This is a genomic window from Rhizobium sp. AN6A (assembly GCF_900215635.1).
Lineage (GTDB): Bacteria > Pseudomonadota > Alphaproteobacteria > Rhizobiales > Rhizobiaceae > Agrobacterium > Agrobacterium tumefaciens.
Map to the genome: position 1 here is coordinate 260,892 of NZ_OCNC01000004.1, position 14,440 is coordinate 275,331.

11 protein-coding genes and 1 tRNA gene are annotated in these 14,440 nt (G+C 58.6%); 5 read left to right on the forward strand and 7 right to left on the reverse strand.

Annotated elements, in window-relative coordinates; genetic code table 11:
* Nucleotides 1-29: 29 nt before the first annotated feature.
* Nucleotides 30-3,803, reverse strand: a complete 3,774-nt coding sequence (gene metH / locus CRO62_RS13910; RefSeq protein WP_019565253.1) for a methionine synthase — start codon at nt 3,801-3,803, stop codon at nt 30-32.
* A gap of 179 nt (nt 3,804-3,982) precedes the next feature.
* Here metH and CRO62_RS13915 point away from each other — a divergent pair, with 179 nt between their 5' ends.
* The gene (locus tag CRO62_RS13915; protein WP_179784523.1) at nt 3,983-5,242 is read left to right on the forward strand and encodes an AGE family epimerase/isomerase; all 1,260 of its coding nucleotides are present in this window, start codon (nt 3,983-3,985) and stop codon (nt 5,240-5,242) included.
* Between the two features lie 102 nt (nt 5,243-5,344).
* Here the strand turns inward: CRO62_RS13915 and CRO62_RS13920 are convergent, their stop codons facing one another.
* Together CRO62_RS13920 and CRO62_RS13925 are read right to left on the reverse strand one after the other, a co-directional pair.
* The gene (locus CRO62_RS13920; RefSeq protein ID WP_097100626.1) at nt 5,345-5,905 is read right to left on the reverse strand and encodes a dual specificity protein phosphatase family protein; all 561 of its coding nucleotides are present in this window, start codon (nt 5,903-5,905) and stop codon (nt 5,345-5,347) included.
* Between the two features lie 202 nt (nt 5,906-6,107).
* The gene (locus CRO62_RS13925; protein ID WP_003513344.1) at nt 6,108-6,560 is read right to left on the reverse strand and encodes a hypothetical protein; all 453 of its coding nucleotides are present in this window, start codon (nt 6,558-6,560) and stop codon (nt 6,108-6,110) included.
* 386 nt (nt 6,561-6,946) lie between these two features.
* Between CRO62_RS13925 and CRO62_RS13930 the strand changes: the two genes are divergently transcribed.
* A complete protein-coding gene (locus CRO62_RS13930) occupies nt 6,947-7,579 on the forward strand; it encodes an outer membrane protein (RefSeq protein WP_097100627.1) in 633 nt (210 codons plus the stop codon).
* Nucleotides 7,580-7,791: 212 nt separating this feature from the next.
* Nucleotides 7,792-8,154 (forward strand): hypothetical protein, encoded by a 363-nt coding sequence (locus tag CRO62_RS13935; RefSeq protein ID WP_003513347.1) that lies wholly within the window; start codon nt 7,792-7,794, stop codon nt 8,152-8,154.
* A gap of 156 nt (nt 8,155-8,310) precedes the next feature.
* Here the strand turns inward: CRO62_RS13935 and CRO62_RS13940 are convergent.
* Nucleotides 8,311-8,386: transfer RNA gene (locus CRO62_RS13940), tRNA-Ile, on the reverse strand.
* A gap of 178 nt (nt 8,387-8,564) precedes the next feature.
* Here CRO62_RS13940 and CRO62_RS13945 point away from each other — a divergent pair.
* The gene (locus CRO62_RS13945) at nt 8,565-9,308 is read left to right on the forward strand and encodes an SIMPL domain-containing protein (RefSeq protein WP_097100628.1); all 744 of its coding nucleotides are present in this window, start codon (nt 8,565-8,567) and stop codon (nt 9,306-9,308) included.
* 169 nt (nt 9,309-9,477) lie between these two features.
* On the opposite strand, the gene CRO62_RS13950 is transcribed toward CRO62_RS13945, so the two are convergent.
* Entirely contained in the window at nt 9,478-9,855 is a 378-nt protein-coding gene (locus CRO62_RS13950; protein WP_097100629.1) for a hypothetical protein, read from the reverse strand.
* A gap of 160 nt (nt 9,856-10,015) precedes the next feature.
* Nucleotides 10,016-10,441, reverse strand: coding sequence for a secondary thiamine-phosphate synthase enzyme YjbQ (locus CRO62_RS13955; RefSeq protein WP_026330776.1), 426 nt, complete (start codon nt 10,439-10,441; stop codon nt 10,016-10,018).
* Nucleotides 10,442-10,693: 252 nt separating this feature from the next.
* Between CRO62_RS13955 and CRO62_RS13960 the strand changes: the two genes are divergently transcribed.
* Nucleotides 10,694-13,246, forward strand: a complete 2,553-nt coding sequence (locus CRO62_RS13960; RefSeq protein ID WP_097100630.1) for an HWE histidine kinase domain-containing protein — start codon at nt 10,694-10,696, stop codon at nt 13,244-13,246.
* 178 nt (nt 13,247-13,424) lie between these two features.
* Here CRO62_RS13960 and CRO62_RS13965 read toward each other — a convergent pair whose 3' ends face one another.
* The gene (locus CRO62_RS13965; protein ID WP_179784524.1) at nt 13,425-14,345 is read right to left on the reverse strand and encodes a DUF930 domain-containing protein; all 921 of its coding nucleotides are present in this window, start codon (nt 14,343-14,345) and stop codon (nt 13,425-13,427) included.
* Nucleotides 14,346-14,440 lie beyond the last annotated feature (95 nt).

Consider the following 14,440-nt stretch of genomic DNA (forward strand, 5'->3'; position numbering starts at 1 on the left):
TTTTTATTGCGACAACGGTGGCCGAAACCTCAGGCCGCGCTGTCGATTTCCTCGGCACCGTTTACCGGTACGTAGTTGAGCACCGGTCCCAGCCAGCGCTCTACCTCTACCAACGGCATGTCCTTGCGACGCGCATAGTCCAGCACCTGATCGCGTTCCACCTTGGCGACACCGAAATAGTAGCTCTCGGGATGGCCGATATAGAGGCCGGAGACGGAGGAGCCGGGCCACATGGCATAACTCTCCGTCAGCTCCACGCCCGCCGCGTTGGTGGCGTCGAGCAGGGAGAACAGGGTTTTCTTTTCGGTATGATCAGGCTGGGCCGGGTAACCGGGCGCAGGGCGGATACCGGCATAGGCCTCGCCGATCAGCTCATCGCCGGCAAGAGCTTCTTCGGGCGCATAACCCCAGAATTCCTTGCGCACTCGCTCATGCATACGTTCGGCAAAGGCTTCCGCAAAACGGTCGGCCAGCGCCTTGACGAGAATCGACGAATAATCGTCATTGGCCCGCTCGAAGCGTTCAGCAATCGCCACCTCCTCGATACCCGCCGTCACGACGAAGCCGCCGACATAATCGGCAACGCCGCTATCGACAGGCGCGACGAAATCGGAAAGCGCCACATTGGGGCGTCCGTCACGCTTGGAAAGCTGCTGGCGCAGCGTGAAGAAGGTCGCCAGCTCTTCGGAGCGGTTTTCATCCGTGAACAGCCTGATGTCGTCGCCCACCGCATTGGCGGGCCAGAAGCCGATAACAGCCCGCGGCCGGAACCATTTTTCCTCGATGATCTTCTTCAGCATCGCCTGCGCATCGGCATAAAGCTGCCGCGCAGCCTCACCCTGCTTCTCGTCTTCAAGGATAGCGGGATAGCGACCCTTCAGCTCCCAGGTCTGGAAGAACGGCGTCCAGTCGATGTAACGCGACAGCTCCTCAAGGTCATAGGTCTCGAACACCTTGGTGCCGAAGAATTGCGGCTTCACGACACTATAGGTCGACCAGTCGATCTTGTGCGCATTCTCGCGGGCGCGGGAAAGCGGCAGACGCTGCTTTTCGCGCTCATTGCGGGCGTGCGCCTCCGCCACCTTGGCATATTCAGCCCGGATGCCGTCGATATAGGCTGGCTTCTGCTCGGCGGAGAGAAGTGCGGAAACGACGCCCACCGCGCGCGAGGCATCGGTGACATAGATTGCCTGACCCTGTTCGTAACGCGGATGGATTTTCACCGCCGTATGCACGCGGCTCGTCGTCGCGCCGCCGATCAGCAGCGGGATGTTGAAACCCTGCCGCTCCATTTCCGCCGCCACATGCACCATTTCATCAAGCGATGGCGTGATGAGACCGGAAAGACCGATCACATCGACCTTTTCGGCAATCGCCGTTTCAAGGATTTTTGTCGTCGGCACCATCACGCCGAGATCGATGATCTCGTAATTGTTGCAGGCAAGAACGACGCCGACGATATTCTTGCCGATATCGTGCACGTCACCCTTCACGGTCGCCATCAGCACCTTGCCGGCGGCCTTGTTCTGCTCGCCGCCGTTCAGGCGCTTTTCCTCTTCCATGTAAGGAAGCAGCACGGCGACGGCCTGCTTCATCACGCGGGCGGATTTCACCACCTGCGGCAGAAACATCTTGCCAGAGCCGAACAGGTCACCGACCACGTTCATGCCGGCCATCAGCGGCCCTTCGATGACATGCAGCGGGCGGGCGGCCTGCTGGCGCGCCTCTTCCGTATCGGCTTCGATGAATTCGGTAATGCCGTTGACCAGCGCGTGTTGCAGCCGCTTTTCGACTGAAAGCTCGCGCCAGGAAAGATCCTGCACCTTCGCCTGTTTTTCACCCGTGCCGCGGAAACGCTCCGCCACGTCAAGCAGCCGCTCCGTCGCATCATCGCGGCGGTTCAGCACCACATCTTCGCAGGCCTCGCGCAGTTCCGCATCGATGTTGTCGTAAACCGCAAGCTGCCCGGCATTGACGATGCCCATATCCATGCCGACCTGGATGGCGTGATAGAGGAACACGGCATGCATCGCCTCACGCACCGGCTCATTGCCGCGGAAGGAGAAGGACAGGTTGGAAACGCCACCGGAAATATGCGTGAGCGGCATGGTTTCGCGGATGGTCTTGGTGGCTTCAATGAAGTCCACGCCGTAATTATTGTGCTCCTCGATACCCGTGGCCACCGCAAACACGTTTGGATCGAAGATAATGTCTTCCGGCGACAGGCCCGCCTTCTCGGTCAAAAGCTTGTAGGCGCGCGTGCAGATCTCCACCTTGCGCTGATAGGTATCCGCCTGCCCGACCTCGTCAAAGGCCATGACCACGACCGCAGCACCGTAATTGTGGACGAGCCGCGCCTGCTGGAGAAATTTCTCCTCGCCTTCCTTCAGCGAAATCGAATTGACGATCGATTTGCCCTGCACGCATTTCAGACCGGCTTCGATGATCTCGAACTTGGATGAGTCGATCATCACAGGCACGCGGGCAATATCAGGCTCGGCGGCAATGAGGTTCAGGAATTCCACCATCGCCTTTTGCGAGTCGATCAGACCCTCATCCATGTTGATGTCGATGATCTGCGCACCGTTTTCCACCTGATCGCGGGCAACAGCGAGCGCCGCCGTGTAATCGCCGGCGGTGATGAGCTTGCGAAAGCGGGCCGAGCCGGTGACGTTGGTACGTTCGCCCACGTTGACGAAGGGAATGTCCTTGGTCAGCACGAAGGGTTCGAGACCCGAAAGCGACATGAAAGGCTTGTGCTCGGGAATGGGGCGCGGCTTGTAATCCTTGACGGCTTCGGCAATCGCCCGGATATGCTCGGGCGTCGAGCCACAGCAACCGCCGACGATGTTGACGAGACCGTCGCGTGCGAAACCTTGCACCTGGCGCGCCATCATCTCGGGCGTTTCGTCATATTGCCCGAATTCGTTCGGCAGGCCGGCATTCGGATAGGCGCAGACGAAGGTGTCGGCCACATCCGAAAGCTCCTGCAGATGCGGACGCATGGCATCTGCACCAAGAGCGCAGTTGAGGCCGATGGTGAAGGGGTTGGCGTGTCGCACCGAGTTCCAGAAAGCAGACGGCGTCTGGCCGGACAGCGTGCGGCCGGAAAGGTCGGTGATCGTGCCTGATATCATCACCGGCAGACGTATGCCCTTGGCCTCGAAGCGCTCCTCGCAGGCGAAGATCGCAGCCTTGGCGTTCAGCGTATCGAAGATCGTCTCGATCAGAATGATATCCGCGCCGCCATCGATCAGACCGTCGATCTGCTCGCCATAGGCGATGCGCAGATCGTCGAAACTGACGGCACGGTAGCCAGGATTGTTGACATCAGGCGAAATCGAGGCGGTGCGGTTGGTCGGACCGATAGCGCCCGCAACGAAACGGCGGCGGCCATCTTCGCGCTCAGCCCGCTGGGCAGCACGGCGGACGATCTGCGCCCCTTCGCGGTTGAGATCGTAGACGGCGTTTTCCATCTCGTAGTCCGCCTGCGCGATGCGCGTCGACGAAAACGTGTTGGTTTCGAGAATATCCGCGCCCGCCATCGCATAGCGATAATGGATTTCTTCGATGGCATCCGGCTGGGTCAGGATCAGAAGGTCGTTATTTCCCTGCTGGTGACAGGCGCAGCCGATGAAACGATCACCGCGAAAATGATCTTCATCAAAACCCAGCCCTTGAATCTGCGTGCCCATCGCGCCATCGAGAATGAGGATACGTTCGCTGGCGGCCTGGCGCAGCGCGCGCAAAATTTCCGCGCCGTCGCGCTTTGCCCCTTCAGGGCCGAACAGATCGTCAAACACGGGCGCACTCCTCATTTCGATTTGCAAGATCGCAAGCCGTCAAGTCACATAAAGATATGTTTATGTCAATATATCTTCAAGGTATAGGTATGGCTTTGCGTCGTTGCGGCAGACTACGAAATTTCACTGACAGATGACAGGTTTATGCGGCAAGGATATAAGCCGAAGCAGCAAACCGTATGGAGGACGAAATGCCCGAGGACGACCACAACAACCGGAACTGGAACACCTTGCCATGGCATCGCCAGTGGCTGGTCAAACAGGCCGATGGGCTTTTCGACTTCTTCCAGTACCGCGCCGTCAATCCGGCCGGCGGCTTCTTCGATCTCGACGCCAAGGGTGCGCCGCTGCAGAAAAACGATCCCGTGCGCGGCATCCATGCCTCGGCACGCATGGTGCATTGCTTCTCCATCGGCCATCTGCTCGGACGGCCGGGCTGCGGCGATATCGTCGACCACGGCATGACCTACCTCTGGAACAATCATCGTGACAGCGAGCACGGCGGTTATTTCTGGCAAGTCAACGATGGCGGCCCGGTGGACGCCACCAAACAGGGTTATGGCCACGCCTTCGTGCTTCTGGCCGCCTCCTCCGCCAAAACTGTCGGCCACCCGCTTGCTGACAAGATGTTGGCCGACATCACGGAGGTTCTGGAAACCCGTTTCTGGGAAGAAAAACACGGCGCTATCGCCGAGGAATTCAACCGCGACTGGTCACCCATCGACAATTATCGCGGCCAGAATTCCAACATGCATCTGACCGAAGCGCTGATGGCCGCCTATGAGGCGACCGGCGACAGCAATTACCTGACAAAGGCCGAACGCATCGCCGATCTCGTCATCCGCCGCCGCGCCGGTGAGCTGGATTTCCGCGTGCCGGAGCATTTTGACGAGAACTGGACGCTCGACAAGCAGTATCGTGGCAACGAAATGTTCCGCCCCTCCGGCTCCACTCCCGGCCACTGGCTGGAATGGGCGCGCCTCATCCTGCAATTGTGGGTGCTGGGCGAACGCCGCCACGACTGGATGCCGGTGGCGGCAAAATCGCTCTTCGTGCAATCCATGGCGCTTGGCTGGGACCGCGAAAAGGGCGGCTTCTTTTATACGCTCGACTGGCACGACAATCCCGACAAGACGGCAAAGCTCTGGTGGCCCATGTGCGAGGCGGCTGGTGCAGCCCACTTCCTCAACGAAAATCTGCCGGCGGACGAATTCTACGAAGATAGCTACCGCCGCATCTGGAGCACGATCGCCAACAATTTCATCGACCACGCCAATGGCGGCTGGCACGAGGAGCTGACGGAAAATCTGGTTCCAGCCAAGACGCTTTTCCCCGGCAAGGGCGACATCTACCATGCGCTTCAGGCCTGCCTGATCCCGCTATTTCCGGCAACGGGAAGTTTGACGAAAGTGATCAAGGAAGGCGGCGGCTCCTATTGAGGCCGCTGCAAGAATGAAGCACCCTGACACTCTCTTCGTCATGCCGGACGTGATCATGCTGGACCCCGGATCAAATCCGGGGTGGCGGCATATCGAGGCGCCTCAAAATCCGATAGTTTCCTCGAAATCATCCCAGGACTGGTACATTTCATAGCGGCCGATACCCGGGATCGGCACATGTCCGTAATAGGGTGAAAGCTGGAACTCGGCGGCAGCCTCGCTTTTGCCGGCAACGGCGCTCACATAGATCGCGGAGGCGAGCCCGGTTCGGTTGGCGCCGTGTTCGCAATGAATGAGGATCGGCTTTTCAGCGTTGCGCAGCACGGCGACCAGCATTTCCGCTTCCTCCACCGAGACCTTCTCGCTTGAACTCAGCGGATAATCGACCAGCCGGACGCCGTTGTTTTTCGCTGCCTGGCTTTCGGCGTCATACCAGCCTTCACGCTTTTCATCGCGCAGATTGATGATCGTCTTGATGCCATAGGCCTTGGCATAGGCCGTGATGTCCTTGCCGCTCGGCTGGGCCGAACGATAAAGTTCGCCGGGAATGACCTCGTGAAAATTTCCGGTCAACTGGCCGATGCCCATATGCGCGCCGGCCAGAACCGGCAGAGCCACCAGGCCAATGGCGGCAATTTTCAGAAACTTCAGAACTATACGCAAAACCTAAACCCGCAACATTCATCGGACGGGTGGGCAGGTGGCATTGCAAATCGGCGAAAACAAGTCCCGCAACGGCGAAAGCGGCCTCGGCGTGGCCGGCAACGACGCGGGCACCTTTACGAACCCCTTGCAACACAAGGGGTTCAGGCGACAGCACGAAAATGTTCAAAAAACCGTGAGGGTCGCAAGCAGCGACAGCCGTTCAATCGAACTCCGCAGAAACGATGGTGACGCGCCATTCCAGCCGTTGCGGATCTACCGTTTCATTGTTGCGCAGTCGGAAAGAGCGGCACGCGGCAAAGGTCTCCCCGGCCTCGATCCGCCTTTCACTCACCTGATAGGGATCGAAGGCGACCGAGGCGCGGAAGGCAGGCTCGAACCCTTCAAGCGTATAGGTCAGGCGCTGCACGGCAACATTGTTGTCGTTGCGGAAGCTGACGCGGATCGGCAATGCCGCATCCGTGCACGCCGCATCGAAGCTAGCCGTCGCAATGACATGGTCGAGCCGCTGGCTACCGCGCTGCCAGTCGTAAATGACAAAGGCGGCGGTGGTTCCCCAGATCAACAGCAGGCAGATGACAACCGGTTTGAGATGCCGCGGAAACGCGATGAGGGTGAGAAGAAGAATGGCACTGAGAACGGCTCCGACAATCACGTCGCCCCTCCCCCATGAAAACTAACCCGCATGCGATACTGTCCTCCCTTGCCCATTCCTGCCCGCAACATCAGCCCTATCCAGGTGCCGAAGCACCGGCATTGCCGCAGACCGGCACAACTCTATGGTCGTGCCCCCCGCTGTCAAGACAACCAAGCGTGACCCCGCTCCCGTCGCATTGACAAGGCGGCGAAAGGAACCAAACGCCGTTGAAGGCGTTCGCCGCATCAGAACAGCATGACGGGGCGGTAAAAAACGTCGCGATTTGGGCAAGAAAGGCCGGCAACTCGAGGGAACAATCTGCCCCTTGGAACCACCGATCTCCAACCCATATTAAATGCACCTAATATATGTTATATAAGTCAATCAGCTCAGGGAGAAAAACGATGAAAACGCTGATCGTAACGTCACTCTTGGTCCTGTCGGCCAGCACCGCGATGGCTGCGGATGCCGTCTACGAAACACCGGCGCCTCCGGTCGCGCAGGAAACCCTGCCGGTATTTACCTGGTCTGGTCCCTATCTTGGTATTCAAGGCGGCGCAGGCTGGGCGAACGGCGATTTTTCGGCTGGCGGCCCCGTCGCGTCGGATAGTTTCGATGGCGGCATTCTGGGCGCTTTTGCCGGTTACAATTACCAGTTCGACAATAATTTCGTCCTCGGTATCGAAGGCGATGTCGATTATAACTGGAACGACAATGACTATGCCGGCGTGAACATCGGCACCGACTGGCAGGGCTCCGTTCGTGGCCGTGTCGGTTACGCTTTCGACCGTGCCTTGATCTATGGTACCGCCGGCTGGACAGCGACGCGCGGCTTTATCGAAACGCCTGGCGCCGGCAAGGATAGCACCACGTTCAACGGTTACACCGTCGGCGCTGGCCTGGACTATGCCTTCACCGACAATGTATTCGGCAGGATTGAATATCGCTACAATGACTATGGCGACAAGGACATCTTCGGCGTCAACACCGATTTCGACCAGAGCACCGTCAAGGTCGGCCTTGGTGTGAAGTTCTGATAGCGTCGACAAACGTCAGCAAAAGAGCCCGGCCAAGTGCCGGGCTTTTTCTTTGTCGAAAGGCCGCACCAGCTGCGCCCTGAGACTCTTAAAACGTGGAAAATGTGAACATCGCAAAAATGAGATATTCACGGACCGTTCAGCCGGCCCGTGCCATCATGCGGGCATAATGAGCCTCTATCTCCCGAAGCAGGCTTATGGAGTAGCCCTCGATGAAAAAGATCATTCTTACAACCCTTGCCGCGCTGGTTGCCACCGGCAGCGTCTTCGCGTCCTACGGCACCGCTGCCGCGCAGGACTATCCCTATCGTCCGCGCTACGACCGTGGCGGCCCGCCCCCACCGCCCTATCGCGAACACCGCCGCCACAATGATGGTGCCGCGATTGCCGGCGGACTGGCCGCAGGCGTCATCGGCGGCCTGATCGGCGGCGCAATCGCCAACGGCGGCAACAGCGGTCCCCGCTACTACGAGCCACCACCGCCGCCCCGCCCACGCTGCTGGTTCGAAGACCGCCGCGTTCCCAATTCCTATGATGGCGGCTGGCACACTGAGAGCATGCGGGTCTGCGACTGACCCCATAGCTGAAAATCCGTAATGAACAATCCGATCAGTCTGAATGGCTGGTCGGATTTTTTGTTGGATGAGCAAAAACCAAAGAATGCGCAATGATCGACGATGTATCGATTTGCTATGCGGAATCGCACCAACTCGTTCAAAATATAAGGAAAATGGTGGGCCCGGAGAGACTCGAACTCCCAACCAAGCGGTTATGAGCCGCCGGCTCTAACCATTGAGCTACAGGCCCTTTCGGAAAAATTATCCGAAACACCGGCTTCGCAATGGTTCGAATCCGGTGGGTCACGCTCTAACGTAATTTTTACGGCCCGACAAGCCATTGATGCTATCGCAAGCTGCCGTTGCCGTATTAGCTTCACAATCTAAGGCAATACCCTGCAAAGGGACACAATCAACGAGGAAACACCATGACGACGACAAAGGCCCGCCTTTTCGCACTTAGTGCATTGACCGCAGCAGCAATGATGCCGCTTGCCGGTAATGTTCTTGCGCAGGATGCCACCCCGCGCGAAGCAACCATCAGTGTTTCCGGCGAAGGCCAGTCGGCAATCGCGCCCGATATGGCGATCCTGTCCTTCAGTGTCGTCAAGCAGGCGGAAACGGCGGCCGCGGCTCTGACAGAGAATTCCAAGGCGCTCGCCGAGGTTCTGAAATCGCTGAAGGCGTCCGCCATCGAAGACCGCGACCTGCAGACGAGCAATTTCTCCGTGCAGCCGCTTTACAAGCATTATGAGCCCAAAGACGGCGTTTACGTCGCACCGGAAATTACCGGCTATCAGGTTTCCAACGGACTGACCGTGCGCGTACGCGACCTGAAGAAGCTGGGCGAGATACTCGATACCTCCGTCAAGCTCGGTATCAACCAGGGCGGCGATATCACCTTTACCAATGACAAGCCGGAAGCAACCGTGACCGAGGCCCGCAAGCAGGCGGTTGCCGATGCGCTGGCCAAGGCGAAAACGCTAACGGAAGCGGCGGGCGTGAAGCTTGGACGCGTGATCCAGATCAGCGAGAACATGCAGCGCCCCATGCCGGTGCCGCAGACCATGATGCGCGCTTCGATGGCGAAGGAGGCCGACAGCGTGCCGATCGCTTCGGGTGAGAACAGCTACAGCGTGGTGGTCAACGTCACCTTCGCCCTGGGCGAATAAAACAGTCGTAGCGGCGGCATTGCCCGCCGCCCGCATTTGCCGAACGGCTGCGCGCAACGCCACCCGAGAGGCCACAAAAAGAAACGCCCCCCGCCTGTCATGACAAGCGAGGGGCATTTTTTTGATCCGCGCGAAGGGCGGGGGATTTCCGCGGATCAATATCAGCCGTTTAGCGACGGATCACCGGGCAACCACGCTCATTGGCGAAGAAGACGCGGTCAGGGCCGCGACGGTCAAAGCCTGCAACTACGACACGGCGCGGCGATACATCGACAACGCGCGCGCGGCGAAGACCCATGCGGCTAGCCTTTTCTTCCGCAAGCCGCGGTGAGCAACCGTAACGCGGGCGGTCAGGACGGCCCCAACCCGGACCAGGACGATCGGGACGATCCCAGCCCGGGCCGCGACCTCTGTCATGGCCGTATCCATCCTGAACCTGAACTCTGAGCTGAACATCCGGGCCAGCCGAAGCAGCTGGAGCGGTGACGGAAATTCCGCCAATTGCGATGAGGGCAGCCAGGCCGGCTTTTGCGAAGGTGCTGAACATGAACTCACTCCGTTTGTTTCTGCGCCGGCAGGGGACGTCCCCCGGCGATTGACGAGACCCTAGACCCGCCCGCCTGAACGCCGACAGAACCGCATGTTCAGCAGACGTTCAGAGACATTAACGGGAAAACGACAGGAAAAGGCGGGGCTTTTGACGGGAATCATGGGGAGATATGCAGAACGATTTCACGGCGGTGCGGCCGGTCGCGATGTTCGAAAAGATAAAGGCCCTGCCATGTGCCAAGGGTAAGCCTGCCATCGCTGATCGGCACTCCGATGGAAACCGCGGTCAGGGCCGATTTGATGTGAGCAGGCATGTCATCAGGGCCTTCGAGCGTGTGGACGACCCAGCGCATGGAGACATCGTCGGAAGGTGGCACGAGGCGGGAAAAAAATACCGCCAGATCGCGCCGAACATCCGGATCGGCATTTTCCTGGATAAGCAGGGAGCAGGATGTGTGCCTGACGAAGACGGTCAAAAGGCCTTCGTCCACGCCTGCCTCCTTCACAAAGCGCTCGGCCTCGGACGTAAATTCGTAGAGGCCCTGCCCGTGGGTGGTGGTAATGGTCATTTTCTTCTGCGGCACGTTATTTCCTTTAGATAATTCGGAACAAATTAGGCACTGCAAACGTTGGACCGTGTCGAATTGTAACCGATGGCGAAAAGGCGTGCTTCCATGACATGGCGGCTGCCTTTAATAGAGCGGAATACCGGCGTCACGGTTGCAAAAAACGGGGAAGGATTGGCACTATCAGAATGAACCATTCACGCTTTCCCGTCTGCGGACGACTAAACTATTTTCAGTGCAAGACAGGCAGAGGGTGCGAGAGATAGATTCATGGCATCCACTGACTATAATGTCGACCTGACCAATTGCGACCGCGAGCCCATCCACATTCCAGGTTATATTCAATCGCACGGCTGCCTGATTGCTTGCGACAACGCCATGCGCATGGTCCTGCGGCATTCGGAAAACTGTCGCGAGATTTTGCGCGTCGATGGCGATATCAACGGCAGGACCGCCGAAGAGGTGCTTGGTAAAGATCTTGTCCACGACCTTCGCAACGCACTCACTGTAACCGGAAGAACCACCCGCCCTGCCATGCTGCCCAATATGGAACTGCGCGATGGTCGCAGCTTCGATATTGCGGTCCACCGCTATAAATCCACGACGATCATCGAATTCGAACCGTCAGGGAGCGAGACCCAGCCGCTTGGCACCGCACGCAAGATGGTGGACCGCATCCGCGAGGCGGACACGGTAGAAAGCCTGATTTCGAGAACAACCCGGCTGGTAAAGGCCACCTTGGGTTACGATCGGGTGATGATCTACCGTTTCGAGGATGACGGTGCAGGCAAGGTCGTGTCGGAGGCAAAGCAGCCGGAACTGGAAAGCTTTCTCGGACAATATTTTCCGGCAAGCGACATACCGCAGCAGGCCCGCACGCTCTATCTGAAAAACACACTGCGCATCATCTCCGACGCCAGCGGAATACGAGTTCCCGTATTGCCCGCCATCGATGTGTCTGGCGAACCGCTCGATCTGTCATTCGCGCATTTGCGCAGCGTTTCTCCCATCCATTGCGAATATCTTCGCAATATGGGCGTTGCTGCCTCCATGTCGATTTCGGTGATCGTCGATGGCACCCTCTGGGGCCTTATCGCCTGCCACCATTATTCGCCACGCGTTCTGACGATGTCGGTCAGGATCGCCGCAGAAATGTTTGGAGAGTTTTTCTCCATGCATTTGCAGGTCCTTAAGCAGAAGCGCAAACTCGATACCGTCAACCACGCCCATGCCGCTCTCGACCGCTTCCTGCGGCTTGCCGCCCATCACGCGCACATCGAGGAACTGCTGATCGACAGTTTCCAGGATTTTGCCGATCTGATGCCATGCGACGGCGTCGGGCTTTGGGTGGAAAACAACTGGCACGGCCACGGCGCAACGCCGCCGGCGGATGCCATTCCAAGGCTGGCGCGCTTCGTAACCTCTGTCAGTGAGGGAAGGGTCTGGGCAACCCATGCCATCTCGCAAGCCATACCGGAAGCGGAGATTTATGCAGATACCGCAGCCGGAATGCTCGCCATTCCGCTGTCGCAGGTCAAAAACGACTATCTGCTGTTTTTCCGCAGGGAGATCGTGCAGAACCTCAACTGGGCCGGCAACCCGGAAAAATCCTACGAGACCGGTCCGCTTGGCGATCGTCTCACCCCACGCAAGAGCTTCGCGATCTGGAAGGAGACCGTGCGCCTACAGGCGCAGCCATGGTCCGATGCTGACCGGGAAATTGCCGAAGCCGCAAGAATAGCGTTGGTCGAGGTCGCATTCCATCACAGCGAGCTGATGGCGGGCGAAAGAGAGCGCGCGGAAGTGCGCCAGCGCATGCTGAACGAGGAACTCAACCACCGCGTCAAGAACGTTCTCGCCATTATCAAATCGCTGGTCGGCAATCCCTCGCAAGAGGGTAAAACCCTGCAGGAATATGTCAGTGCGCTGAAGGGTCGTATCCAGGCATTGTCCTTTGCCCATGACCAGATCATTCGCGGTGAAGGCGGCGGCTCGTTGCGCGACCTGCTGGACGCCGAATTGTCGCCGCACCGTTCACCCGAGGCAATTGTTGATCTCGCCGGACCACAGGTCACGCTCGATTCGCGCGCATTTTCCGTCATGGCCCTCGTACTGCATGAACTGGCGACGAATGCTGCCAAATACGGCGCGCTTGCGCAGACCGGCGGAAAACTGGATCTGCGCTGGGAAGTCGACGAAAACCGCGATTGCCTGATACATTGGCGCGAAACTCTGCCTACCAAACTGCCCACACCATCACGCTCCGGTTTCGGCACGGCGCTCATCAGCCGCAGCATCCCCTACGATCTGGGCGGACGCAGCACCATCCGGTATTTGCCTGATGGGCTGGAGGCGGAAATTCTCCTGCCCTCCCGCCATATCTCAGCAGTCACGACAGCTTCCGAAACGAAGACGGAGGATGACACCATGCCGCAACCCAGACGGTCAAACCGGGAGGAAACGTTGAAAATATTGCTCGTAGAAGACCAGATGCTGATTGCCATGGATGTGGAGAACATGCTGGAAGACAACGGCATCAAGACAATCGAAACCGCGACCTCCTCGGCAATGGCCATCGAGAAGCTGAAGAGCTACGTGCCGGATGTGGCTATCCTCGACATCAATCTCGGTTCCGACACCTCCATCGCCGTCGCACGCGAGCTTCACCGCCGCGGCATCCCCTTCCTGTTCGCCACCGGCTATGCCGATGCCAGCATGGTGCCTGACGACTTCGGCAACGTGCCTGTCATCAGGAAGCCGTACGACGAGGATGCGCTGATGGCGGGTATCGGGCTGTTGGTCGGTGATACGGAGAGGGTGTAAGCTCCTAGCCCTGCTGACCGACACATGTCCAGACTCGACGTCATCCTTGGGCTTGTCCCGAGGATCTAAACACGTCTACAAAATCAGTCGGTTGCATGTCCTCGAGACAAGCCCGAGGAAGACGGAGTGGCGGACGGAAAACTTCGTCAGCAAACCAAAAATTTAAAAAAACTAGTCTTCATTGAAATCGGGTGAAGCCCCGCTTTTTGGCCTCATCCGGTGTTAAGGCGTTCCCAATCTTAAACCGGAAGGCCGTCACGGCGTAGTTATCCAGATCGACTTCGCACTGAAAAGACACATCGTGCCAGCTATTGCCGGTGTTGAATGCGCCGCCGGAAGCATCAATCGAATTCCCCGATATCCTCCCGCCCGTGTCCGAATAGGGTATCATGCCACGGGCGGCAAAACCCGCGCCCTGAATTTGCGCCAGAGCCTCCGTGCTGCAAAGCTGAACAATGCGGCGGCGGGGCGGCAGATCACCAAACATCTGGCGTCTTTGGGCCGGAGAAAGCAGCGACGAAGACAATAGACTTTTGGCGGCCGGAAGTTTCGCGGGCTTCTCCTTTGCCACCTCGGCAGGTTTTTCGTCAGCCGGTTTCTCCTGCGGCACAGGCGCCTTTTCCAGCTCAGCCTCTTGCTTGACGGGTGAAACCGCAATTTCTCCCTGTTCGGCGGACGCCTTGAGATCGCCGTTGGCGGCAGATGGCGTGGGCTTGTCCTCAGCCGTCTTTTCAGGCTGGCTTTCAGGCTCCTTGGAAGGCTCGGTCTTGTCCGCTTCCTCCGCCTTACCTGGCTTGTCCTCGGGATCCGCCTGCGTCTCCTCCGGCCGCATGGCGATCGCCGGCAGCGTCGCCTGCAAGGGCGGCGAAGGTTTCGGCTCCTCTGCCGGCGGAGCGGGCGGCGGCGGTGGAGGCTGCGGCTTTTCTTGCTTTGCCTGCTCGGCGGCGGGAGGCTTGGCTTCTTCCGGCTTCTTTTCCTCAGGCGGCGGCACCAGATCGACGCTGATGCTTTCCGGCTCCTGCGGTTCGGCTATGCGTTCGGGCAGTTCGAAAAGAAAGATCGCGACCACGGCCAGATGCAGCAACACGGAGACGGGCACCGCCCATCCCTTCCCTCGCCATCTGCTTGCCGAAACCTGTTGCATGTCATCGAGCCATATCGAACCTGAGCATTTCCGAAAAAGCGGAATGCTTT